General features: G+C 55.8%; 23 protein-coding genes and 2 pseudogenes. 11 read left to right on the top strand and 14 right to left on the bottom strand.

The window, feature by feature from the left end; genetic code table 11:
* Positions 1–140: 140 nt before the first annotated feature.
* On the top strand, positions 141–881 hold the full coding sequence (locus YH3_RS26060) for a DUF5131 family protein (protein WP_064444366.1): 741 nt from the start codon (positions 141–143) through the stop codon (positions 879–881).
* A 96-nt stretch (positions 882–977) separates the two neighbouring features.
* Positions 978–2,060, top strand: coding sequence for a three-Cys-motif partner protein TcmP (locus YH3_RS26055; RefSeq protein ID WP_064444365.1), 1,083 nt, complete (start codon positions 978–980; stop codon positions 2,058–2,060).
* An 86-nt stretch (positions 2,061–2,146) separates the two neighbouring features.
* Here the strand turns inward: YH3_RS26055 and YH3_RS26050 are convergent, their stop codons facing one another.
* The 4 genes from YH3_RS26050 to YH3_RS26040 all read right to left on the bottom strand — a co-directional run bounded on the left by YH3_RS26050 (position 2,147) and on the right by YH3_RS26040 (position 6,001).
* Positions 2,147–2,833: a DUF2290 domain-containing protein gene (locus tag YH3_RS26050; protein WP_193777201.1), complete on the bottom strand. Its 687-nt coding sequence runs from the start codon at positions 2,831–2,833 to the stop codon at positions 2,147–2,149.
* On the bottom strand, positions 2,826–3,650 hold the full coding sequence (locus tag YH3_RS36420; protein ID WP_202970099.1) for an ATP-binding domain-containing protein: 825 nt from the start codon (positions 3,648–3,650) through the stop codon (positions 2,826–2,828). The genes YH3_RS26050 and YH3_RS36420 overlap by 8 nt, the downstream gene beginning before the upstream one ends.
* A 163-nt stretch (positions 3,651–3,813) precedes the next feature.
* Positions 3,814–5,010 carry a DEAD/DEAH box helicase gene (locus YH3_RS36415; RefSeq protein WP_202970098.1) on the bottom strand — a complete coding sequence of 399 codons (1,197 nt, stop codon included), beginning with the start codon at positions 5,008–5,010 and terminating at the stop codon, positions 3,814–3,816.
* On the bottom strand, positions 4,994–6,001 hold the full coding sequence (locus YH3_RS26040) for an IS481 family transposase (protein ID WP_154100353.1): 1,008 nt from the start codon (positions 5,999–6,001) through the stop codon (positions 4,994–4,996). Before YH3_RS26040 ends, YH3_RS36415 begins: the two co-directional genes overlap by 17 nt.
* Positions 6,002–6,277: 276 nt before the next feature.
* Between YH3_RS26040 and YH3_RS26035 the strand changes: the two are divergent.
* Positions 6,278–7,287, top strand: a pseudogene (locus YH3_RS26035) (IS481 family transposase).
* A gap of 8 nt (positions 7,288–7,295) precedes the next feature.
* Here YH3_RS26035 and YH3_RS26030 read toward each other — a convergent pair.
* The 5 genes and pseudogenes from YH3_RS26030 to YH3_RS26015 all read right to left on the bottom strand — a co-directional run bounded on the left by YH3_RS26030 (position 7,296) and on the right by YH3_RS26015 (position 9,629).
* Complete coding sequence (locus YH3_RS26030; RefSeq protein ID WP_064444363.1) at positions 7,296–7,745, bottom strand: HIT family protein; 450 nt, start codon at positions 7,743–7,745, stop codon at positions 7,296–7,298.
* A pseudogene (locus YH3_RS37400) lies at positions 7,742–8,071 on the bottom strand (macro domain-containing protein); the annotation flags it as partial. The gene YH3_RS26030 and the pseudogene YH3_RS37400, both read right to left, overlap by 4 nt.
* Positions 8,053–8,409 (bottom strand): macro domain-containing protein, encoded by a 357-nt coding sequence (locus tag YH3_RS37395; protein ID WP_371595420.1) that lies wholly within the window; start codon positions 8,407–8,409, stop codon positions 8,053–8,055. The gene YH3_RS37395 and the pseudogene YH3_RS37400, both read right to left, overlap by 19 nt.
* Positions 8,410–8,563: 154 nt before the next feature.
* Positions 8,564–9,160, bottom strand: coding sequence for a TIR domain-containing protein (locus YH3_RS26020; RefSeq protein WP_238592709.1), 597 nt, complete (start codon positions 9,158–9,160; stop codon positions 8,564–8,566).
* Positions 9,161–9,347: 187 nt separating this feature from the next.
* Complete coding sequence (locus tag YH3_RS26015) at positions 9,348–9,629, bottom strand: DUF3892 domain-containing protein (RefSeq protein WP_064444361.1); 282 nt, start codon at positions 9,627–9,629, stop codon at positions 9,348–9,350.
* A 335-nt stretch (positions 9,630–9,964) separates the two neighbouring features.
* On the opposite strand from YH3_RS26015, the gene YH3_RS26010 reads away from it, so the two are divergent.
* The gene (locus YH3_RS26010) at positions 9,965–10,885 is read left to right on the top strand and encodes a hypothetical protein (RefSeq protein ID WP_082920668.1); all 921 of its coding nucleotides are present in this window, start codon (positions 9,965–9,967) and stop codon (positions 10,883–10,885) included.
* A gap of 61 nt (positions 10,886–10,946) precedes the next feature.
* On the opposite strand, the gene YH3_RS35680 is transcribed toward YH3_RS26010, so the two are convergent.
* Both YH3_RS35680 and YH3_RS26000 read right to left on the bottom strand, forming a co-directional pair.
* Positions 10,947–12,530 (bottom strand): hypothetical protein, encoded by a 1,584-nt coding sequence (locus YH3_RS35680; RefSeq protein ID WP_154100352.1) that lies wholly within the window; start codon positions 12,528–12,530, stop codon positions 10,947–10,949.
* Between the two features lie 102 nt (positions 12,531–12,632).
* Positions 12,633–12,863, bottom strand: coding sequence for a DUF2188 domain-containing protein (locus tag YH3_RS26000; RefSeq protein WP_064444654.1), 231 nt, complete (start codon positions 12,861–12,863; stop codon positions 12,633–12,635).
* Between the two features lie 275 nt (positions 12,864–13,138).
* Between YH3_RS26000 and YH3_RS25995 the strand changes: the two genes are divergently transcribed.
* A complete protein-coding gene (locus YH3_RS25995; RefSeq protein ID WP_064444653.1) occupies positions 13,139–14,248 on the top strand; it encodes a DUF4062 domain-containing protein in 1,110 nt (369 codons plus the stop codon).
* Positions 14,249–14,583: 335 nt separating this feature from the next.
* Here the strand turns inward: YH3_RS25995 and YH3_RS36235 are convergent, their stop codons facing one another.
* A complete protein-coding gene (locus YH3_RS36235; protein ID WP_193777200.1) occupies positions 14,584–14,778 on the bottom strand; it encodes a hypothetical protein in 195 nt (64 codons plus the stop codon).
* Between the two features lie 616 nt (positions 14,779–15,394).
* Between YH3_RS36235 and YH3_RS25990 the strand changes: the two genes are divergently transcribed.
* From YH3_RS25990 to YH3_RS36855, 5 genes are all read left to right on the top strand, one after another.
* The gene (locus tag YH3_RS25990; RefSeq protein ID WP_154100351.1) at positions 15,395–16,012 is read left to right on the top strand and encodes a hypothetical protein; all 618 of its coding nucleotides are present in this window, start codon (positions 15,395–15,397) and stop codon (positions 16,010–16,012) included.
* A gap of 8 nt (positions 16,013–16,020) precedes the next feature.
* A complete protein-coding gene (locus YH3_RS35670; protein ID WP_154100350.1) occupies positions 16,021–16,563 on the top strand; it encodes a hypothetical protein in 543 nt (180 codons plus the stop codon).
* Positions 16,506–17,342, top strand: a complete 837-nt coding sequence (locus YH3_RS37390; protein ID WP_371595416.1) for a hypothetical protein — start codon at positions 16,506–16,508, stop codon at positions 17,340–17,342. Before YH3_RS35670 ends, YH3_RS37390 begins: the two co-directional genes overlap by 58 nt.
* Positions 17,343–18,060: 718 nt before the next feature.
* Positions 18,061–18,408, top strand: a complete 348-nt coding sequence (locus YH3_RS36860; RefSeq protein WP_064444358.1) for a hypothetical protein — start codon at positions 18,061–18,063, stop codon at positions 18,406–18,408.
* 12 nt (positions 18,409–18,420) lie between these two features.
* Complete coding sequence (locus YH3_RS36855) at positions 18,421–18,603, top strand: transposase (RefSeq protein ID WP_238592708.1); 183 nt, start codon at positions 18,421–18,423, stop codon at positions 18,601–18,603.
* Here YH3_RS36855 and YH3_RS25980 read toward each other — a convergent pair.
* The gene (locus YH3_RS25980) at positions 18,551–19,012 is read right to left on the bottom strand and encodes a hypothetical protein (RefSeq protein ID WP_064444357.1); all 462 of its coding nucleotides are present in this window, start codon (positions 19,010–19,012) and stop codon (positions 18,551–18,553) included. The two genes, YH3_RS36855 and YH3_RS25980, sit on opposite strands and share 53 nt — an antisense overlap.
* 100 nt (positions 19,013–19,112) lie before the next feature.
* Here YH3_RS25980 and YH3_RS25975 point away from each other — a divergent pair, with 100 nt between their 5' ends.
* Positions 19,113–19,334 carry a DUF4177 domain-containing protein gene (locus YH3_RS25975; protein WP_064444356.1) on the top strand — a complete coding sequence of 74 codons (222 nt, stop codon included), beginning with the start codon at positions 19,113–19,115 and terminating at the stop codon, positions 19,332–19,334.
* Between the two features lie 1,875 nt (positions 19,335–21,209).
* Here the strand turns inward: YH3_RS25975 and YH3_RS25960 are convergent.
* Positions 21,210–21,701, bottom strand: coding sequence for an XRE family transcriptional regulator (locus YH3_RS25960; RefSeq protein WP_238592707.1), 492 nt, complete (start codon positions 21,699–21,701; stop codon positions 21,210–21,212).
* Between the last annotated feature and the right edge of the window lie 847 nt (positions 21,702–22,548).

The following is a 22,548-nucleotide window of genomic DNA, read 5'->3' as shown; positions in this document are numbered from 1 at the left end:
AACGTCGCGGCGTCCGTGCTTGCTGTTTAGGCATGTCAGGGTGTCTCCTGCGGACAACACGAGACCGAAAGTCAAACCTTCGCGCTGCGATACGAAATCGACATCGGCTCGCCGAAGAGCTGCGAGAAATAGAAGGAGAAATGGCCAAATCTAATATTCAGTGGACCGAAGTGACATGGAACCCAGTCACAGGGTGCGACAAGGTCTCCGATGGCTGCGAGCATTGTTATGCGATGACGCTGTCGAAGCGCTTGAAAGCGATGGGCTCCGAGAAGTATCAGAATGACGGAGACCCGCGTACGTCGGGCCCAGGATTCGGTCTGACTCTTCATCCCGATGCCCTGGAACTGCCGCGTCGGTGGCAAGTCCCACGGACAGTTTTCGTCAATTCCATGAGCGATCTCTTTCACGCGAAGGTTCCATTGAGCTACGTGCAGGATGTCTTCGATGTCATGAGGGAAACTCCACGCCACACATATCAAGTGCTCACGAAGCGGGCTTTGCGGCTACGTCGCCTAAGCGATCAGCTTGACTGGCCGCCAAATGTGTGGATGGGAGTATCTGTGGAAAACTCTGCGGTCCTCGGCCGTGTCGATGATCTTCGGTGTGTACCGGCTGCAGTCAAGTTTCTGTCGTGTGAGCCGCTTCTTGGCCCACTCGACAGTATCGACCTCACTGGGATCGGATGGGTCATTGCTGGTGGGGAATCTGGCCCTGGCTACCGGCCTATGGATGTAGCGTGGGCCCGCGCGATCCGTGATAGCTGTAGGGATGCGAACGTACCGTTCTTCTTCAAGCAGTGGGGAGGGCGTACACCGAAAACCTTGGGGCGTCTACTGGACGGAAGGGTGTGGGATGAGATGCCTGCTCGCAGCGCGTGAGCCCCAAGAGCGTATGCGGTGATCGATCTGTGCACCGAACCTCGTATCGTATATCGCGATTGGACACAAAACAGCGGTGCCGTTAAGGAGTAGAGCGTGAATCCAGTTCCTTGGGCTGCAGATCCTCACACTAAGATCAAGCACGCCTTGTACCGCCAGTACTTGAGTAAGTGGTTTCCGATCATGGCAGCTGGATGGGGTGGCGACATTACCTATGCCGAGGGATTTTCAGGGCCGGGGATCTACACAAACGGCGAACCCGGGTCTCCGGTGATTGCTTTGCGCACTATTCTTGACGACAGGAAGTTACGAACGTCTAGCCATAAGCTGCGATTACTATTCGTAGACAAAGATCCTCGGTGCATAAACCTGCTCAAGGAAAAGATGTCCGCAGCAGCAGAACCAGTAGCTCTATCAGACCTGCCAAAATATGGGATGACAGTCGATATCGTCCAGGGGGAGTGTGTGCCAGCCCTAGAGCAGCTTTTACATCGCCATGACGCTTGGGGGCGGCCCATGCTTGTGGTTCTCGATACCTGGGGAGGTGCAGTTTGGCTCGATCTTGTCCAGAAGGTGGCGAAGAACTTAAACAGCGAAGTTCTGATTACGATACAACCACAGTACTTTTCGCGGTTCGCTGGAGATGAGAAACTGGAGCATGGCGACAAGGTTTTCGGCGACAAGGAATGGCGTAAAGTTCGAGAACAGCCATCCGCCAATAAGGCAAGGTGGCTCCTACAACACTATCGCGAGACAATTCGAAAATGTGGCTTTGACTACGTTTTAGACTTCGAACTTGTTGACGAGAATGGCCATGCTCTCTATCTAGTCTTCGGCACTACTCACCGAAGAGGGCTGGAAAAGATGAAAGAGGCGATGTGGGAGGTAGATGCCGTCGCAGGGGCCGGGTATCGAGATCCACGGGATCCGGATCAACAGACCCTTTCGATAATGTTTGAACCTAATACTGAACCATTGCGGCGCCTGTTGATACAACATTTGAGATCGATAGGCGATAGCGGGGCCACTGTCAACGATCTGCGCAACTTTGCGCTTTTCCAAACTGTCTTTAAGGCCAGTCAAGTCAAGGCAGTAGTCGAACGGATGCTTGCCCTAGGCCAGATCGAGTCTGACACGCCAACACTTAAGTTTCAAAGCATCGTGAGGAGTAGATTCTAGCTTGAATACTATTTACCGTGCGCTGAATTGCACAAGCGTCCTGACGATGGACATTTCTTACGGCCAAGAAAATAAGAGCTATCAGCCTACCCGATCATTGGAATCCCGATATGAACCATCTGTTGCTCCGAAAGATGGATTGATTTTGCAAACTTTCCATCCGAAATAGGAAGTTTCTCTGAAATTTTACGTGTTGCAGTATTGTAGAAATTCCGTAGGATAAAATTGATGTAGGCAGTTGGCGCAAGAGCGGCTGTTGCCGCAATTCTGCAGTTTTTATACTGGCCGATAGTCAAATGACAGGCCGGATGATCCACCTCCTTAACAACTTCCGGACGGTTATCAAAATCAAACCGAATCGGGACGGGAACTGTTGTCCGCTCAACCACCTCCGCAAACAGGATTTCCTGGGAGTAAATATCGGCGTTATTTTGATATTCGAGCAGGTCAGGTGACGGGAGAAACGCCAATCGATGCTTTGTGAGTTTGCGTGATTCAAATTCATATGCCATTTGAATTAACGCGCCGTCAAGCATCAAAACATTAAAAGATTCCGACTCAAGCTGTTCCGTGTATAAATCTCGGTATGACTGACTCTTGAAGGAAGCACTGATTAGTCCAGATTTCGAATGCTGGACGGAATCTTTGCCGTTGCTGGTCAGAATTGTAGCCGGATTGTAACGGTCCGCGAACCCGTTCTCTACTAGGAACCCTACGAGACTGTTAACCTCCTTTAATATGTCCCGTGCACTTGTCGAATTTCGGCTACTCACTGTCTGATTCCAAAAGATCCCGTAACTGGGCCAAATCTTCCTCCGTCAGATCCTCACGATACATCTTTCCGCTTTTGATGTCCGAAAATAGTTCTCGCAACGCACCCCTCCGATGCTCGATACCGGCGAGCTGGTCAGCAGTAGCGTCGCGATGAAGAATCTGAAGTTGCGCCCGCTGTTTCTCGGTAGGATATTCAAATCGCAGCCTGAACGACGCTTCCTTTATTTTCTGATACTCATCAATTAGCGCCTCCATTTCAGGCCCGACTCCAACGACTCGCACCCACGCCTTGCTTCGGGTGATTGCGGTAAAAAGACGGTTTCGAACCCGTGCAAGATTTATTGAACTAGCTTGACATTCATGCGCATTAACGATATAGACCATACCCGCCTCATTACCTTTCGCCCGGTGAATTCCCGTAAAGGTTATAGATGGCTCAGAGGGTTTAAAGAATGTATCTGTACTGACGTCTACGCCGGCGAGATGATTTTGAATTTCTTGGTCGACAAGCATCTTTCTAATTGGCCCCAGATTTCGACGGGTTGAAATGGGGTCCGTATTTACGACTATCACATCATCGTAACGAAGGTCATCGCTGTTAATGTTCTGGGCAATTTCGCTGGCAATCCACTCGTCTTGCTCTTTCTTTGAGGAGAATGATTTAAACATCAGCAGATCGTCGACAGGAGAATGCTCTTCCAGAAATCGAGGGCTAGTATCAGGTGTACGTTCAAGTTCTACTGTATGCCCCGGGGAGAGTTGTCCGTCGTTAACCTCGTAGCCTATCTCAAGCCACAAATCCGGTTGATCAAACATCTGGACGATTCCAGTCTGTCCAATTTTGGTCGGCTCCCTGTAGATCCCGAACCCGAGTCCATGCGCGGATACTAGAACCGGACGGGAGTTTCGGTAGCATTTTTCAAGAATAATGTCACGTCGGGGTCCCCGAGAATTATCCTCGTCGAAATAAACTAGTGGCTTACCGTTTTTTTCCAGTTCCGAATATTTCAGCTGGGGACGGGATTCCGTCGCCAGATAACGTCTGGAGCTCGTCGTATGCATAAACCAGGCGCTTTACATCACCTAGCATAGAATAGCTCAATCGCAAGAATTCGGCGGGGAAATCTTGAGCTTCATCAATGAGAATAGCCTGATAGCTAACTTTAGGCTCGGACACCTGCTTTAAGGCTTCACCACATACGCCCCGGAATGCGTCATCTCGTCCATACCTCTCTTTTGCGGATCCAAAGTCGAGATATTCAATCCCGTTGGTCTTGCAGAACTCGTGAAAAACTCCATCACGCTCAGGACCTCCGGGTGCTCCCCAGGCATTTATGATGCGCAAATTCTCCCAGTTCGGCTCCTCGCCCGTTTGCTCGACACAAAAGTTGTTTATCAGTTTTTTAAATTGATCTTTTAGCGACCTTGTATTAAATGTTACCGCGATTCGCCACTCAGGGTGTTGGGCGTGAAGATATGCTGCTTTCAAGGCAAGAACAATCGTCTTCCCGGAGCCTGCCAGGCCGCGAATTCGCTGCACATCGGGCGATGTCTCAATTACGGCCTTTTCCTGAGTGCTGTCAAGAGTTGCAATTGAATTCTCTAGGGCCTGGAGTCGCGCACCGCGTGAATCTGATGCAGTAAGGATTCGAGCAGTGCGAGCCCTGCGAATTGTGGAGATATTTTGAATCGCAGACAGGGCCCGCATGTACACGTCATCGTCACTATCTTCCCACCGCGTCGAGGTGATCGATGCAACAAGGTTCGAGCTGTTGGCCACTGAGTAGTCTGGGTCAACTGGGGGTATATGCCTGCTGTTGAGCGCAGGAGCGAAGGTGATAGTACGCACATCGATTGTTAGTTTTCTACGTTTCACCAGTTCGCGATGTGTTAGGAGCCTGGCTTCAAGTTTGGTTGCAACTTCATCCTGGCGGTCCTCGTAGCCTTCGATGTCGGTACCCTCGACCAAGTCGAAAATAACTACGCCGTGATTCAGCGATATGTAGACGGCGTCTATGTTCCGTCGGCCATCGGGCGAACCGATGATGGGGTAGCCAATCAGAAGCTGTCCGTCAATCTCAGGCGCAGCAGTGAGTGCTGTAGCCAGCTGCTCGCTTGCTACAGGCTTGTCATTGGTTCCGCGGACGATTGTGAGGCTTCTAGATGTATGAGGCACGGACGTTAGTTACGCGGTGCCGGCGGTAAGCGGCAGGCGGTCGTCCTCCGCGTGTTGAATGCGGTCGGTGATAATTATAGTGAACATTCCAGATTTCGACGGCGGTGCGACGCTGGGCTTCGCTGGTGTACTCGCGGGAGTACAGCAGTTCTTCGGCGAGGATGCGGTTGTAGCGCTCGACCTTCCCGTTGTGTTTCGGGGTGTACGGCTTGATCCGGTAGTGCCGTGCCTCTCGCAGTGAAGATGTGAAATCTGCTGCGCGATAGCATGATCCGTTGTCGGTGATCACGCGCTCGATGCGAGCGATTCCGTGTGCGGCGAAGAAGACGCGGGCGTTGTTCATGAAATCGATGGCTGTTGCAGCGGTTTCGTTGTCGCGGGCTTCGGTGTACGCCAGGCGGGTGTTGCCGTCGATCGCGGAATGCAGATAGGTGTAGCCGAGGCGGGCCTGTTTGTTCTTCTTTTTCCGGCGCTCGGATCGTTTGGCCTGCTCGGAGCCGCGGCCGTGGGCACGCCAGCCGCCGCCGTCGGGGATCTTCCCGACTTTCTTCACATCGACGTGGACCATCTGACCAGGTCGTTTCGCAATGATGACCTGGGGTTTTCGGTTGGTTTCGCCGTTCGGGTCGATGAACCGGCGACGGTGCAATCCTAGGTTCCGCAGAATTTTCGTGACTGTTCGACGAGCAATGACGATGCCGTCGGTTCCCAGTTCGAAGGTGATGCGTGAGGCCGACCATTTTCGGGTTCGTCGCATGGATTCGATCTCGGTCACGATCCCTGCCGCGGTGGCGGCCGGTTGGTGTATTGGTGTGCTGGATCGGTCCTGCAGTCCCAGGTCACCGTACTTGCGGTGCCGGTTGACCCACTTGGATGCGCATTGGCGTGAGATACCCATTTCTGCGGCGACGTGGGCGATCGGACGGCTCTGGCACCGCTCGACGAGTCGTCGTCTTCCTTCGACAGTGAGTGGGGCATTACGGTGTGTCACAGGGCTGGTCCTTTTTGGTCGAGAACGGTTGTGTCGCAACTCCCATTCTTACGCCGAGGACCAGCCCGTCTACTTCAGTCCCGCGTCAACAACGTCCATACCCACAACATCTAGACACACTCTGAATCCTAGTTGAGCGGAACTTGGTCGATGAATCGCACTAGGTGTTGTGGGGCGCGGAAGTTGCTGACGCGGGAGTGAACGAGACGGGCTTGTCCTTCGCGGCAGGATGGAAGTTGCGAAACAGACCATCAAGAGCAAAGGGACCAGCCCCGTGTGACACACCGTAATGCCCCATTGACCGTGGAAGGAAGACGGCGACTCGTCGAACGATGCCGAACTCGTCCGACTGCGCATGTCGCCGCCGAGATGGGGATCTCCCGGCAATGCGCCTCGAAGTGGGTCAACCGGTATCGCAAATACGGTGACCTGGGATTACAGGACCGATCCAGCGCACCACACCATCAACCCACCGCCACAACCGCAGAGATCGTGGCCGAGATCGAAGCGATGCGACGAACCCGGAAATGGTCGGCCGCGCGCATCACGTTCGAACTCCGAATGGGCGGAACGGTCATCGCTCGCCGGACCGTCACGAAAATCCTGCGGAATCTGGGGTTGCACCGTCGCCGGTTCATCGACCCGAACGGCGAAACGAACCGCAAACCCCAGGTCATCGACGCGAAACGACCCGGTCAGATGATCCACGTCGATGTGAAGAAAGTCGGAAAAATTCCGGACGGCGGAGGTTGGCGCGTCCACGGGCGAGGTTCCGAGCAGGCCAAACGATCCCAGCGCAGGAAAACGAAGAACAAGCAACCCCGCATCGGCTACACCTACTTGCATTCCGCGATCGACGGGAACACCCGTTTGGCATACACCGAAGCACGCGATGACGAAACCGCCGCAACAGCCATCGATTTCATGAACAAAACGCCCGACTCTTCTTCGCCGCCCACGGCATCACGCGTATCGAGCGGGTGATCACCGACAACGAATCATGCTATCGGGCAGCAGATTTCACCGCTTCACTCCCCGATGCGCGGCACTATCGAATCAAGCCGTACACGCCGAAACGCAACGGGAAAGTCGAACGCTACAACCGTATTCTCGCTGAAGAACTGCTGTACTCCCGCGAATACACCAGCGAGCAGCAACGGCGCACTGCCGTCGAGGTGTGGAATGTTTACTATAATTACCATCGCCCGCATTCAGCACGCGGAGGACGACCGCCCGCCGCTTACCGCCGGCACCCCGTCACCAACGTCCGTTCCTCCTACAGCTAGGCGGCCGATCAAGCGAGATGGAGATGCGGCAAGATAATCTGTGCGATCGCGTCCGTTTCTCCTAAGGGCTGTTCAGAGACATCTCCCCAGTCGGTCCCACCTTCGGGGAGGGTGCCAGCCACGTGGAAGTGAACGTGTGCGATCGTCTGGTGAGCTGGGATGCCGTTGTTCTGCCACACCGTGATACCGGGGCGCTCATACGCGTCATTAATCGCTTGGGCCGCGGCGCGCACGCCGGCCGCCACCGCTGCGATCTCACAGTCCGAGAGATCTAGGCTCGTTTCCCGATGTGCCACAGGCACGACCAGAAGGTGTGGAACGCCCCGCTGCTCACGTGTCACCAGCACCGCGACCGCATTGGTGCGAGCGGCCACCGTGAAGGGGCGTCGCCCCGAGAGATAGTCGCAGAATGCGCACTTGTCGTTTTTGGGCACATCGAGGGCTGTTGTGTCAGTCATGATGGTTTCAGTGATGTCAGAAAAGCTTGCAGCTCAAGCCGATCCAGCCGCTCGTAATCCTGTGGTCGAAGAACCAGACGTAGCTCGTCACAGACCTTGTTGTTTCTCGATGCAAACATGAACGACAAAATCGTGAATCGGATCGAGTCTTGAGTTGGAACGATATTGGACATGCGTGACATGCCGCCACCGATCACGGGCATACAGACCGTGTGCCCGTTCCCATGCTTCGAGATGGAGCTCCACAGTGCGTTGAGGCTGACCCATAACCCGTCAGGGGTTCCCTGCACATTGTTATGCTCATCCATCATGGTGTATGCGACGAAGAAGAGCTTTCTGGGGGACGTTCAGTAACGGCGACAGTTCCCAACGGGTAGCGAACAGTCTTCCCTACCTTGGTGACGGTATCGCGCGGCGCCGTAGAGCTGAGTGCAGCGTCGAGGTCGGCGTCCAACCTAGCCACATCGTTATCGTACAGACGTTCCAAGGCGATGCCCTGAAGGCTGGTCCGCGCAATTATGTTTGGAATCGCTGTATCGAAGGTGTCGCATGTGCCAATCACCAGGTGCCCTCCTTCATCGAAGAGATCACCTTTGACGATTCGGATCCGACTGCTCGGGGATTCGTAGGTTTCCTCGATAGGCCGCGGCCATGATCGCCACATTGAAAGTGGGATTCCGGACGAGTGCCACCCCGAGGACAGCGTGCCCCCACCACCCGTACTTGGCGAGTTTGAAAGTCCAGTCGAGTATTTGTCCGAGAACCGCGATGATGCCAGCCCATGCGAAAAACCATGTGGCTGCCGAGAGCAGGAACCTTTAGCTGAACAAGTCGCTGCGGAGAGCGGAGCTCACAGCCCCAGTCCTGCGTAGACCCGGCTGTTGTACTCGTGGGGGCCCACATTGTCTCTCGTGGGGGCCCACATTGTCTGTAGTTGCGTAATGGACGGCGTAGTTCTTGAGCGCGAGGTCGATGATTTTCGGTTGAAACGACACTGACAGCGTGTAGCGGCTGGTATCGAGCAACGGCTGAGGAATCACTGCCTTGTTGACGATTCGACCACCGTCGAGGTTCGCGATAACGATCGGTAGATTGAACTCCATCGCCACTTTGATCTCATGGGCGAGGAACGACTGACCGTCGCTTCCCTTCCGCCGCCCCGTTGGACTGCCAAGCAGAACGACCTGCTTGGCGTTCTTCATACGCTCCCGCAGATTTCGCTTGATCGTCTCCGGCTTGCTCTCATCGCGAGAGACGAAGAGTGTGTGCGCGTTGTAGAAGTCAAAGTCGATCTTGTCGTTTTCTCGCCAGGCCTCCATCAACCTGTAGTAATGGATATCTTCGCTGGCGAAGGCGACATAGGTCTTGTTTCTGTAGCTCATGAGTAGCCCGAATTCTCGATCGTTGCCCGGCATCTACCCGAGCAGGTTGCATACGTCATGCACTAGAGCCACAGCTGACTGAACCCACCACCCTTAAATCAGGTGGCTTGGGAAATGCTCGGACCTGATCACTGCATCGCCGAGTAGTCGCCTTTTCTCTCAACTCGCCGCGGGCATTGCGCGACGACAAACTGAACGTCGGCGCGCTGCCCTCGGGAGTCTAGTAAGTCGGCAACGAAAGCAAATTGTCGTTAGGTACGCCATTCGCAAACGTGCGCAAGTACGGAACGGCTCCGGCGCTATGCACGGTTCCCACCTCCGATCGTGATTGTGGACCAGTCACATAAGCGCTGCCCTTCTGGTTGTCGATGTAGTCCACCATCTGCGCCTTGGTGCTCTCCCCGATTTTGCCGGTTGATTCGTTGAGCCATTTGACGTTGGTGATGTGCTCGTTCCGTGTGCCACCGGGCGACATACGACGGTGAGTGACCCGAACTGCCATGCTTCTTCCTCATTTCCGTTGAATTCCCGACCCACTGTTGTTCTACCAAAAGGTACTGACAACGTCCGGAGGCGCCGTTGACTACGACTTTCATGGGACGTTAAATCGCGCCCCTCGGTGACCATACTCGGATTGCAAGAACCGGCCCCGCACAGATGTGAATGATGTGGTCCACCGCTTCCTGAACATCGCGAGACAGCCCCTTCGTAAATAGGGAAGCTATCCGGACGCAAAAATACGCCGAGTTTTTGGGGTCGCGAGATCTTCGACTGATCCAACGTGTGTACCTTCGGTCCACATTGGGTGAGGTCCGGCATCATTGAAAGGATCGGCAAATGAACATCGGTGACGAGTGCATCTACCAGTTACGCGACGGAACTCCAATCGAACGCGTTCGAATCGTGGGCGTCGATGAACGAAAGAAGACTCCACGCTACGAGGTGAGCTTCCTCGACCACGCGAATCCATCGAAGGTCGAGAATGTTCCTCGCAACCGGCTACACGGCTCATGGTCCGACGCCCAGGAATTCCGCCGAGTTCAGGACGGATGGGCTGCGATAAGCCGCTACGAGCTCACGGAAGCGGAGGACTACGCCGCTTCCCACGTGTTCGACGTGCTTGTCCCCACCGAGATCGCCACTCTAACGTGGCGACCCGTTTCATGCGCAGTGTCGATCAGCGACATCGAGGCGCTCGATCGGATGACGGGCCACTCCACGCAGAGCATCGCCAACGCCGTCACGCACTTCGAACTCGACGACGAACTGATCCTCTCCCCCGCCGCCGCTGTCACGATCGCGGAACACGTCTGCAGGAAAAACCCAACACCGATTCTCGACTGGCTGCGCGACGAAGAGAAGTCAGCTCGGGAAGCCTGCAAGCACGGAAAGCCCTATCCACGCCGTGACGACCCTAATCACCGTTCATCACCGGAATGGGAATACCAGTACTACCTGGAACACACGCGTCCGGTCCATGAACTACTCCGCCAGTGGGCCGGCCACCGAGCGATCGGCTTCTACGACAGACTCGCTGCTGCGGAAGCCGAAGTTCATCGCCTCGACGAGTTGGTCGGCCGACTGCTCGACTCCTTGAAGCAGAACGAGATAGTCCATTTCGCAGCCGCGATGGAGGAAGAGTACGAGAAGAACCGGATAACACCGTTCAATGTCCGACCCGACATCGACCGCCCGCTCGATCTTTCCGAGATACCCGTTCGGTATGTCGAGCGGCGTCGAGGTCACTGGTGGAACTGACGCACTAACGAACGCGCACGCACGCACGACACGTGGAAGTCCTCACGGAGACGACCGGCGATCAGGAACCTCCAAATCTTCGCTTCAGTTCGGACAACTCGCTGTACCCGGGTGCGGGAATTTGAGGCATCGAAATGGTCCGGTTGAAGGGGTCCAAGTCGACGCGTCGATTCCGGGCCCAGTCCAACCATCCGCGTGCAGATGCCCTCGCCGTCAAATCCTCGATGCCGTCGACATGATCGGTAAGCGCTTCCAGGTATTGGTCCAATTCACGAACCGCCTGCCAATTCCGAGCTTGCTCGCTCAATACCTCGGCGCGCACATCTTCGGCCCATTGCTCAAGTGCCTTAACCTCGGCAATCTCATCTCGGCGTTGCTGCTCTTCCAATCGTCGAAGCTCCGCCTCCCGCGCCAAATCTGCTGCGACAGTTCGCTCTTCTATCTGCTCCATGACGAACGGGAGCAAACCTTCGAGCACCGTCTGCCCGTCGTCAGTCCAGTCCTGGTGATCTCGACGGTCACGCCCAAAATGCAGGCGCAACGTGAACTCATTCAATGGCATCTCAACCCACTTCTGCCATCTCTTGTATCCCGTGCGGATCTCGTGGCGAATATCAGCCTCGGTCGGTGTGTATTCACGACGGTCGATCGCCTGAATCAACTCGATGGAGAACGAACTGTGCCTGATCTTGATTGATAACTGACCGCGATCGGTTCCCTCCGGCCTACCCTGCCAAGTCCTCGGCTCGATTGCGCTCACATGGTGCCCGCGGATCTCGGACTCGGCCGCCAGAGCACTGAGCAGGTAGCAGGCCCGGTCCGTGGCGTCCACATCTGAAAGGGTCTGCTTTTCAAGTACTTCCATGACCACCGGATGAAATGGAAGGTGACGACGCTTCCGTGAGGACGTCGATAGAGCTGATGAATGCCACGGCGGTGGACCAACAACTTCGATCGCCCAAGAGCGCCGCGCATGCCAGTAGTCAGACCGGATTCGACGTCCGGAGGGCAGGAGGTCAAGGTCGCGAATCTTCCGCATGATCCGTTCGTCTTCCGAAGGATCGTGGCCGTCGTTGTAGCTGCGCGATGTTCGACCTAACCCCGATGCCGGGTCAAGGTGGAGAGCATCTATCAACGCTTCTGCCCGCTTCGCCAGTGACAGCTTGGCAGAGCGCTTCCCTCCAGGCGGAACAACCGCCGGAGGTGTTCGCGTTGCTCCGTGATCCTCATCGGACAGAGCATTCTCTGTGTCAACTGCTTCAGTCTTCGGTGCCGAAACGGCCTCTCGCTTTCGCTCCGCAACTAGTGTCGATCCGTCGATTGGCTGCCCTTTCCCCAACCGATCTCGCTGTCGTTTCGACAAGCCGTGTCCGGCAGGGAAAGTGCCGTGGTCTAGGTAGTATCGCCCTGCATCGGTGAGCGACGGCGACCAGATTCCATTCGAGTGGGAAATCCTTACGAGCTGACGACCTGCAAGTGCTCGTGCAGTCGTTTTGTGGCTTGACCCACTCCAGTCCATCTCCGGACAACCATCGCCGATCCAATGCAGAATCTCCTTCTGCCGATCCGTGAGGTTCTTCGTCAATGAGCTCATGATGGAAATTTCAACACGGTGCAGGAAAGAACCCTCGTCGATGCTCTCCAACGATCCAATTCGTTCAGCCGACCGTCAAGTCTCAGCGTAAGACGAAACCTGCCTGCAAGCGACCGCGAGCGGACCCGTTCGATGGCCTCTGAACTGCAGAAACTATCCTTTGGGTGGGTTGTTGTCCCTGCTGCGGGGGTAAGTATTCTTCTCCCCGATCGTTCCATTTTTCTTCTTGATGACATGCTCGACTTCCCGGTCTACTGCCATCTCGCGACCTTTGGCCTGCGCTTCAGCCTTGGTGGGCGCCGTATTCGAGGCACGCGAATTACCTTGAGGGCGGTTCTTCCAAACCCCATCCTCGAAGTATGTCTCTATGTCACCCGTTGCCATGTGTTCCTCCATTGATCGAAAAGGTATCTAGCTGCAATATATCCTTGCTCACCGACATGCTCACATCCTTACCAAATGGGACACCGCCGACGAACCGGGCTGGCCAGAAAAAGTAGTCGACTCGTAACACGATCGATCCAAATATGCGGTGATTGAGAAGAAGTAGCAGAACCTGGCACTCGACGGTGCTCAGTCGTCCCTGTTAGAGCCGGATCCGCCTCGAAATGTCAGACCTCTCGCATAGCCTGGGCAAAGCCATCACCAGAGGAGGTCACATGCGAGTCTTTATCAGCAGTGTTCGTCGCGGCTTGGAGGAAGAACGCGACGCATTGCCGGGGCTGATCACCGCGATCGGACATACACCCATCCGATTTGAAGACTTCGGGGCAACCGACCTTCCGAGCCGCGAAGCATGCCTGGCCGGCGTCGGGAATGCCGAACTGTATCTGCTAATACTCGGCCCTAACTACGGGCACCGGTTCCTAGACACTCATCAATCGCCTACTCACGACGAGTGGGCTTCTGCGACAGCCGCCGGAATCCCCCGACTCGTTTATCGGAAAGACGGTGTGCAGTTCGAGAAGGATCAGGAAGAGTTCATCCAAGCAATTGGCAACTACACCTCGGGCGTCTTCTATGACACGTTCTCATCCACCGCCGACCTTCTGACGAAAGCCGCTGAAGCAGTCAGGAACGCAGCGTCAGCACCGGTCGGCCTCCGCTACACACCCCTCGACACCCACGTACCAATCGTATGGCGACGCACAGACCCTTCTCACACACTTTCCAGTGAACAACCCACATTGGAAGTTCACGTTCAGAACGTCGACACGAGACGATTTTCTGCCCGTGAGCTTAAGGAACTTGCTGACACACTGCTGACTCGACTCCGAAATAGCGGTGTCGTCGGTCACGAGCAGGGACTTTCGGTGGAACGAAACGATGGTTCAGTCGCCGTCGCAATCGCCGGATCAGTGCCTTCAACTTGGAACACTGTGCGACAGTCACGTGTCACAGGGGTTCGAGTATTGAGTTCAGGCCAGGTATCCGTCTGGTCAGAGCTGCCGTCCGACGGCCTTGGCGCAGTTCTGGACGACGAAGCGCTGACCAGCCAGATAGCCTCGGCGCTTCGACTGATCGGCGAGCTTAGAGTTGTCGTTGGGCCTGAGTTGGCGATCGCCGTTAGCGTCGATCCGATGAGCTCTGTATCAATCGGTTCTGTCAATGAAATGCCGAGGAGGAGCGCCAACTTCGGATTTCACTCAAGTACACCCGTCCGAGTCAATCCAGACGAGTCGACCACCCTCGCTGCGCTGGACTCAGGATCTAGTGAAGTCGCACGGAACCTCGTCCGCGAGCTGATCGAACAAGTCCGTCGCCGATGAAATCCCTCTAGATTCGAATTGCCCCGAGGACATCTCGAATCCGTTCGCGACTCGGTTAATCGTCGGCTCCAGTCGAATGACCATCTCGAATTGGCGACCGCGCGGCGTACTTTAAAGGGCGATGAGAGCAGAGCGGCAACAGCTATCGTCGATCGGAGTTAAGATCAGGAACACTGGGAGCACCCGGCACGAGCATTCTCTCGTCTCCGCTACTGACCGCCGAGAAATCTGAAAGCACCAGCACAACCAGCCTCACTATCGGAGTGGTCGAGACCCGTGGAGCTTTTGTTTACCGACTTCTTCTTCACCCTCCCCGACGAACGAGGCGCACTCGCTCACGCCGCAGCCGGCGGGAACGCACCCTTGCTGGCAGTCGGCCTCGTCCCCGGCACGCGCGCTGTGCACGGCACCGAGATGTACGGGACATCGTCGGCCGGGCAGAGCCATGGGCCACCAATGAGCAGATCGTCGGAAACACCTTCGCCCGCGACACCCTCCGTAGTGACAGTTGAACCCACCACCGAAGGCATCGGCAGCACCCCCACGACCCCATCACGCGCGCGGAAGAAATCCTGGATAGGGATTCTCCGGCATCGAGCGCACCTGAACTGGATATCGCCCTTTGAGGGCGGTGCTTTACGCCCACAGGTCAGCGTTGGCGTTGGCCCCTACTCCTTAGGCCTTCTCGATCGTCAGTTTTGAACCAGTCACGGAAGTGGGCCAGAACATGTTCAAGAACCCTCGGCAGCACTCTTTCCGTGATACATCGGTCTATATATCAAATGTGATTTGCGTTTGCACCGAGTGTCTCTCTACGCCGAGGCAGCAAATCAATGACCAAGCGGTCGATGCCCTCGAAGGCCCCAATGGAGCATCGCCGCCGCGCGTGCAGATTCCCCCAACTCCTGTGTTCCTCGCCGTACGCGTTCCGTGAAGGCTTCTGGGCCAAGACCAACACAACTCAGCGACAATGTTTCAGGCATCGCCGACCGATCGCGCATGGGCAACCATCCCCCTGAAACGCGCAGACCTCGTTATTCGGTGGGGAAAATCCGATATTGACCGTGCGACGGCAGCCTGCGACACTTGCTTATCTGCCCGTTGGAATTGTATCCCAACGCACAGCGAGAGGATTGGATACCACCTATGATTATCGAGATCTGCGGAGCTCCAAAATCGGGCAAGACACAGATGGCCACTTATATCGAAGAACACGCCAAACACGATGGATTCCGCATCCGGCACTATCACGGCGGAGGTCGATTCATCCCGATGGACGGAAAGAACTCTCCTGAGTTCAACCTGGCAGCCGTCGCCCGAAATCTATACTATCTACTGACTGCACCCAAACCGGACAATACAGTAACCATAATGGATCGTGGGGTAGTTGACGCGCTAATTTTCACGGAAGCGCAGCTCGACTGTGACATAATTTCACGCACAGAACGTGACGCCATCGTGAACTTCATAGATCAACCGCCAGTATGGCGCAAGATGGACCACATAGTAGTCTTGTCTGCCCATAGCGACGTTATACAAAATCGATGGAAATATTCAGTCGGCCCTAATCGTGGAAAACACCCAGGAAATCTGGAACTCAAATTAGCCTTGAATAATCGTTACAACGAAATTGAGAAGATTCTGAATATCCGGTCAGTTCGGTACACAATCGTCGAAGTTCCATCAAATCATCAAGAACTGCTGGAATCATCGGAAGAAGTATACCGCAGGATTCTCAGTTCAACAATTGAAGAAATGATATAATCATGTCAATGGCCTACAACTATACAATAAATTTGGAAATTGATAACGAATCCACAAGAAGAATCATAGCGGTAAACTCAATCTACCAACGAAACGGTTGGGAAATTATTTCTTTGTCCGAATCAGAAGATAAGCCCAAACCTCACATTACAGTGATTCGCTCGAACAACTTGCCCCAACTTAGAAATTTAATGAATAAAGTCACTAAAGAGGGCGAGTTCCATGTTGATATACTTTCACCTCGTAACCCGGATAACTCAAACGACTATACCGTATCGAACGTTATCGCGACAGGCTCAGCCATAAGCTCGTTACATGAACTTACGAACACCATAGGGAACGTAGGCACGAGAATCGAAAATGAACTCCACCTGACAATCGCAAAAAAAGGAAAGAAAAAAATAAACACCCCTACCGGACTTGCCGATAATTATTTCCCAATCCGCGCAACGGTTATTTCCATAAGACTATCCAGAATGGGTGATGCGGGCGTGTGTTTGGACACAATCGAACGAATCGAAACACGCCCGAAAGAAGGGAGCCGGAGTTGACTATCGCGATATCAATTGTGACGAGCCTTGTCGCAGCGATTCTTTTCACCATCGCCCAATACTTGTGGCGACATCGACGAGCAAGCAAACTTGTGTTCTGGAGTGTCACACACTGGCGTTCCTCTGTCCGGGTCTCGGTTGCATCAATCTGCATCTTTTGTATCGATTCGAAGTACGTTCTGGTTCGACAATCACGCCGACCCGACCAGATCGGACCAATCGGCGGTGCGGTCGATATCTTCCCAGCCGGGCTTAGGAGCCTCGACGATCTCGGATTTAAAGTCGAAAGCCCACTGGAATCAAAATGGGGAATCGCACGGACCGCACTACGCGGTTTTCTTCCGGCGAGGCAAGTCACGAGATTTGGATTGTGGCTCTTGGGTGACATGGGGCGGGAAAGCTTCCGAGAGTGCATCGAGCGCGAACTCACGGAGGAACTAACCGCAGCGGGAACCCCTGCCGATGAAATACCACGCTTTAGACACTTTCGATATGTTCGAACCGTCTCCGAAGGACCCAAATACATCAAAGGAACGGAAATTTGGCAATGGAGAATGATGCGCGTTTTCGAATACACCTTGGATCCCGATTTTGATTCAGAATTAATCACGTCGATACGTAGTAATTCCGGCCCAGAACTCTCTCTTGAAATGGTCACTGCAGACGAAATTAGGAGCGGGCGATCTGAATCCAACTCTGTGATTGGGAGCCATGCAGAGTACTTGCTCAACGGGAGGTCACATAGACATGAAATTCCACAACGAATTCGACGGGCATAAACTTCGTATGCACTAGTTGTTGCGTGCAGTCACCGATTGCGGCGTGCTGGTAATAACGATTCTTCTTTCCGATGTGGCCAAGTGACTTAACGAATTTCACATCCACTTGCAATTGATGGCCGGAGCGTTGTTTTCGTAGCACTTCCCGGGTCGGCGTACGTTTGTAGCGCTGTGAGGTGGGTAGCCGATTGAAGCCGAGCTTGTGAAGGATTCGCCAGACACTGGACGGACTGATGGCGACGTCTGGTACCGGGCGAGGTACATCGAGATCCTTTGTGGCCGGAGTTGGTATTGCTGGCGGACGCAGGAGATCTTCTCTGTCCCCTCCGGATCGGTCTTCATCGGCTGATGGTGCGGCAAAGCTCGACTGATCACTGAGACCCTCGATTCACCCTTCTTCGAAACGTCGTCGCCGCACGTAGTCGCCGCACGTAGTCGCCGCACGTAGTCGCCGCACGTAGCAGCAGCGCCGGCTGACGCCGTAGTAGCGGCTCTGGCGGCGACACCGCCACCGGCTTCCTCGACGTGACACAGTGCGGGTTGGTCAACCAGCCCCGTTCGGGACGTCCACGCACGATCGATCACCGCCAGATCATTTCGGAAACCCTGGTGTCGCCCCCCGAAGAAACGCGGCGTCCCCCATTGAAGCGCCCGATTGCTATCCGATCGACTGGGAATCAGCAACAGGACTGTCGCGGAGGCGTGACATGGGTACAGTGTGCAGCCCTGGCACAGTGAAATATTCAAGTTTTGCACCGATCCAAAACTCGTCGCGAAGGTCACCGACATCGTCGGGGTGTATCTCGATCCGCCGGAAAACGAGATCGTTGTGTGCGTAGACGAAAAATCGGAGATTCAGGCACCGGATCGGACGGCGCCGACGTTGCCTATGCAGATTGGGCTCCCCGAACGCCAAACCCACGACTACGTCCGCAACGGCACGACCACCTTGTTCGCGGCATTGGAGATCGCAGCCGGAAAGCTGACCGGGATTTGCCGGCCCCGATACCGTCACCATCGAATTCTGGTGTTCGTCAAGCACGCGGCTCGGGCATATCCAGACTAGGAACTGTATCTGGTGATTAACAACTACGCCGCCCACAAGAGGTCCGAGGTCCGCCAGTGGTGGGCGGGGAACCCGCGAATCCACGTCCATTTCACTCCGACGTGGGCATCGTGGATGAGCCTCGTCGAAGTCTGGTTCGGCATCATCGAACGCCAAGCCATCCACCGCCGGCGACGGCGAAGGCGATGGCGATGAAGTCGACCACCTGCGGGTCGGCGTAGGCCCCCTCGTCGCCGATCACGAACGCAAAGAGCCCCGGATAAGACGTCTGGAGATCCTCTGGCACGAGATTCGATTCGACGTCTGCCCATCGCAACCTTTGTTCGTTCGACAATCCAACCCACCAACTCTGGAGTTCGATCAGTACACCGTCGACATAGTCGGCCACGTCGTCGGGAAGATGGAAGTGCTCGACATCCGCAAGGCCGGTGAACCACGGCCCTGCGAGTTTGGTGCCCTTGGTAAGTATCTCGTCGACGGACTCGTTCGGAATCTCAGCGCGCGGGCCGGCGAAGAGGACACGGCGAGCCTGGCTGTCGAGTGCAGCGAACCAACTCGTGATCTGGTCGACGTCCGGTGTCGGTGATTCTTCGCGTGTCGTCATGAGGTAATTCTAGAAGTGCAGATTTCCTTGTTCTCCGTGACCTCACAGGTTCCAGCGATTCTGAAGTGTTCAAGATCTGCACTCGTTAGGCTGCCTGGCCATGGAGACATGGCAGTACTGGACCGAATCAATCAACATCACCGAGCGATGGAACGCGAAGAAACAAGTCGAGGCGATGGCGAAGTTCAACGAGTATCTCAATCACCTCGGCTCACAAGGATGGGAACTCATCAGCTACCAAGAAGTCCTGATGACAGGGAACTTCACGGGAAACGTCAAGGGGCGCAATTACATGGCGATCTTCAAGCGGAGAACTTCGTGAAGAAATCGACGACGACACCCGCTCCCCAGCCGTTGACTGCCGACGAAGAGCGTCTAGTTCGCGCAGACCTCACCGATTTCGTCCTTTTCGAAGCCCTGCTCCAGTAGAAAGGGATCGACGGACTTGTCATCACGTGCGAGTAATGCAAATCCGATCATCAATTCACCTGGTCGGCAGTGACTGACAACCTCATTGCCCTCCTTCGTGACGGCACCTCGAAGTCGAACCACAATCAAACTGCAGGAACCTTCGTGAGGTGGGATTGGTGCCGGGGATATGCGGCTTCCTTTTCCTCGGACATTCCGCGTTACTTGTCGTGACCGGATGCTTATCCGGTCATGCAGCTTGGAAGACTCCTCCAGTGGGATCTTCATATGGATCAAACGACACAGCCCATTGGAATAAACTCCTCGAAGAATGAAGGTCTGGCAACTCGCGAGCTCGTTCTCGCTTCGAACCGTCACTGAGCGCTACTCGACTGTCGTGCGCATCTACCGTGAAACATTTGCGGAGGCAACATCGCTGGAGCCTCCGCAAATCCTTCACTTGACTGAAGCTAATGGGGATACCAAGATCACAACCCCATTCGACAAAGTCGGCGCACCGTAGGCCGTGTGGGGAGCCTCGTCCGGTTTCCAACGAACATATGCCCCTCCTTTTGGCAACCAATATGCATCACAAGACGCGCGTCATGGTGCATCTCGTGGCGCTGGCCAGTCTCCCTGTTCACGAGATTGCCCGCATCAGGGAAAGGACGTCGATCTCATCGGGCGCCACGATCAACGTGATAGGAAAGGGAGGAGTGAAGGCCGCAGTCCCAATGCATGAGGTGCTGCTGGAGCTTGCACAGGCTCGATGCCTCGGCACCGCGTGGTGGTTCCCTCCAGAGGGGGTAACAACCCCCCCACATTCGACCAAAATCGGTGGCTATGCCTTGGGTACATCGATGGAACGCGCCGGGGTTCCGGGGTCTGCGCATAGCCTTCGGTATTGGTTCAGCACGAACCTGGTCTGAAGCGGAGCGGATTTACGGACCGTGCAGCATTTGATTTGCCACGCCTCCCTGCAAGCAACTCAGATCTTCACGCCGGTCGCAGACCATCAGAAGACCGATGCGATTGCCGAGCTGACACAGCCATCTGTCGCATGAACGCCGGACGAGCGAGCCTTCCGACTCCACCTACTCCGACTGAGTAATGAGATAGTAATATGTGTGGGCGCCCTTTCCTTGCCAGGTCCGGGCGCGCGGCTCGTCGGTGACGCGGTCACATGCCATTCCGACGAGCCCTCGATCTGTGCGGCGCCCTTGTCGGCGTACACACATTGGCCCGCCCTATCTGGGGGGCGGGGCGGGCCACCCCCTCGTTGCTCACGAAAGCGAAGCCTAATGAACTACGATCGCAACCTGCCGACCAAGCCCCAGCAGAAGCAGTGGGCATGGGCAGTCCTGACCTTTGCGTGCGTAGCTCTCGCCGTAGCACTGGCCCTGATTTGACCCAGAGTCACCAGCCAAGACGTCAAATGCCGAGCGGTAGCGATACGCTTGGTTCTCAGCTCGCCGGCACTGTCGTCACACACTTTTCGGCGGGCCCCTCAGTTCGTGCCGTTTCCTTGTCGGTTCCGGCACGTGTGGCCTACTGCACTAGTCCGCAAGGTTCGGTAGGCCACCTGGACTGCGTACCTGGTGCCGCGACGAATATTCGACACGCACGGCCCACCCGACCGGGTGACTGCGGGTGGGCCACCTTCACTGCGTTCCGCTCTTCCTTGACAGTCGGTGGCACGTATCGACCTTCTAGGTTGGACATACATCCCCCACCTAGTAGGTCATCTGATCTGCGTGCAACCGGGTTGGGCTTGGGTAGCACGCACGGCTCACCTGGCAGTTACCGACGAGCTCCCGGGTGGGCCTCCCGGGCTGCGCGGCGGGTGGACCTGATGGCCGTTCGACGCGCACGGCCTGCCCACGGTGCTACTGACGAGCACTGTGGGCAGACCGTGCGGGGTGTGCAGCACGCCATTGACACGGACCGGGATCGGCGGCCCGCCCGAATCTCCGGCAGTCCGGCGTCGAATCTCGTCGAGAATCTGCTTATTCGACATCTGCTGTAGCGCCGTCCTCGTTGCAGGCAAAGGCACGTTCTCTTCTTCGGTCATGTACCCGGCAGCGACCAGCACCTCTGGCACCGGCGTATCGAACAACGCTGCGACCCGCCGCAATACCGGCGGAGTCGGGGACCGTGCGATCGTCGTCCACTGACGCATCAGCGATGGGTACACTCCCATCGCGCGGGCTGCCTCCTCGGCACTCTGGTGACCACGAGCGGCAATCTGATCTCGAACCCAACGCGCAAATCCTGAAGGCATAGGCGCCATTTTCCCATGCAATTTCTGAATGCTCGCACAGCGAAACAGTTCGACAGTTGCGCGGCCGGATCAGTTATCCCCATGTGCTGTGCATGAATTGGGGATAGTTCAATACTCAAGTATCTGTGACTCCATGGAGACTGGTATTCGGCACCGAGTGCACATAATCTGCGGAGGCGACGCCGGACTTAGCCGAGCTGCGGCGGAGCAGTGCCTCTCCGGACACGCAAGTCACGCGTTGCTTCCGGTGAGGCACCGAATACTGCGCGTCGACGGGAAATCAAGGGCTCGTTTGCGCGCACGGCCCACCGGATGCTGACACTCACATTCACTTCGGTGGGCCACCCCGAATGCGTGCTGAGTACCGCGAGGTGGCGGCTTCGGCGCGCATCGACCCGCCGCGTTGGACCCCTATTCCGACGTGGCGGGTCACCCGAACTGCGTGCCTCATCCTTGGTCGGATCTTGGGGCGCGCACCGTCTGTCGACACGGTGGAACATGTCGACGGACAACCGTCTTGCCGAACCTCCCGGAGATAGGGGGGGGGGGGGGGAGCCTCCGACAATCTCGCCCTGTCAAGGCGACGGTTCAGTGCGCACGGGCTCACCGATCGCGCGCTCGCACTCTTACTTGTCAGTCATTCCACGAACAAAAAATGCCCCCCGACCCCACCGCTGGACGCGAGGCGGGGACATGGTGGCGAAGGTCCAGGTCGTTGCGATCGCGATGAATGCTGAGCCGTGGCCACCGATGGCAAGCACGGATGCCGTCATGTCCCAAATGAGAAGCGTCGCAGGTATGCCCTATTTCACGAGTCGCGACACCGAGAGTTCTCACCGCAGCATTC

The organism is Rhodococcus sp. YH3-3 (assembly GCF_001653035.1).
GTDB lineage: Bacteria > Actinomycetota > Actinomycetes > Mycobacteriales > Mycobacteriaceae > Rhodococcus_F > Rhodococcus_F qingshengii.
The sequence above is the reverse complement of the archived record's forward strand: the minus strand, read 5'-3'. Positions and strand labels throughout refer to the sequence as shown.

Excerpts from the sequence above, each read along its gene's own strand:
- YH3_RS26060 (WP_064444366.1), top strand. The coding sequence starts at position 141 with ATGGCCAAATCTAATATTCAGTGGACCGAAGTGACATGGAACCCAGTC.
- YH3_RS36420 (WP_202970099.1), bottom strand. The coding sequence starts at position 3,650 with ATGTTTGATCAACCGGATTTGTGGCTTGAGATAGGCTACGAGGTTAAC.
- YH3_RS26030 (WP_064444363.1), bottom strand. The coding sequence starts at position 7,745 with ATGACTGACACAACAGCCCTCGATGTGCCCAAAAACGACAAGTGCGCA.
- YH3_RS37395 (WP_371595420.1), bottom strand. The coding sequence starts at position 8,409 with ATGTGGCGATCATGGCCGCGGCCTATCGAGGAAACCTACGAATCCCCG.
- YH3_RS26020 (WP_238592709.1), bottom strand. The coding sequence starts at position 9,160 with ATGCCGGGCAACGATCGAGAATTCGGGCTACTCATGAGCTACAGAAAC.
- YH3_RS26015 (WP_064444361.1), bottom strand. The coding sequence starts at position 9,629 with ATGGCAGTTCGGGTCACTCACCGTCGTATGTCGCCCGGTGGCACACGG.
- YH3_RS26010 (WP_082920668.1), top strand. The coding sequence starts at position 9,965 with ATGAACATCGGTGACGAGTGCATCTACCAGTTACGCGACGGAACTCCA.
- YH3_RS26000 (WP_064444654.1), bottom strand. The coding sequence starts at position 12,863 with ATGGCAACGGGTGACATAGAGACATACTTCGAGGATGGGGTTTGGAAG.
- YH3_RS25995 (WP_064444653.1), top strand. The coding sequence starts at position 13,139 with ATGCGAGTCTTTATCAGCAGTGTTCGTCGCGGCTTGGAGGAAGAACGC.
- YH3_RS36235 (WP_193777200.1), bottom strand. The coding sequence starts at position 14,778 with ATGCCTTCGGTGGTGGGTTCAACTGTCACTACGGAGGGTGTCGCGGGC.
- YH3_RS25990 (WP_154100351.1), top strand. The coding sequence starts at position 15,395 with ATGATTATCGAGATCTGCGGAGCTCCAAAATCGGGCAAGACACAGATG.
- YH3_RS35670 (WP_154100350.1), top strand. The coding sequence starts at position 16,021 with ATGGCCTACAACTATACAATAAATTTGGAAATTGATAACGAATCCACA.
- YH3_RS25980 (WP_064444357.1), bottom strand. The coding sequence starts at position 19,012 with ATGACGACACGCGAAGAATCACCGACACCGGACGTCGACCAGATCACG.
- YH3_RS25975 (WP_064444356.1), top strand. The coding sequence starts at position 19,113 with ATGGAGACATGGCAGTACTGGACCGAATCAATCAACATCACCGAGCGA.
- YH3_RS25960 (WP_238592707.1), bottom strand. The coding sequence starts at position 21,701 with ATGCCTTCAGGATTTGCGCGTTGGGTTCGAGATCAGATTGCCGCTCGT.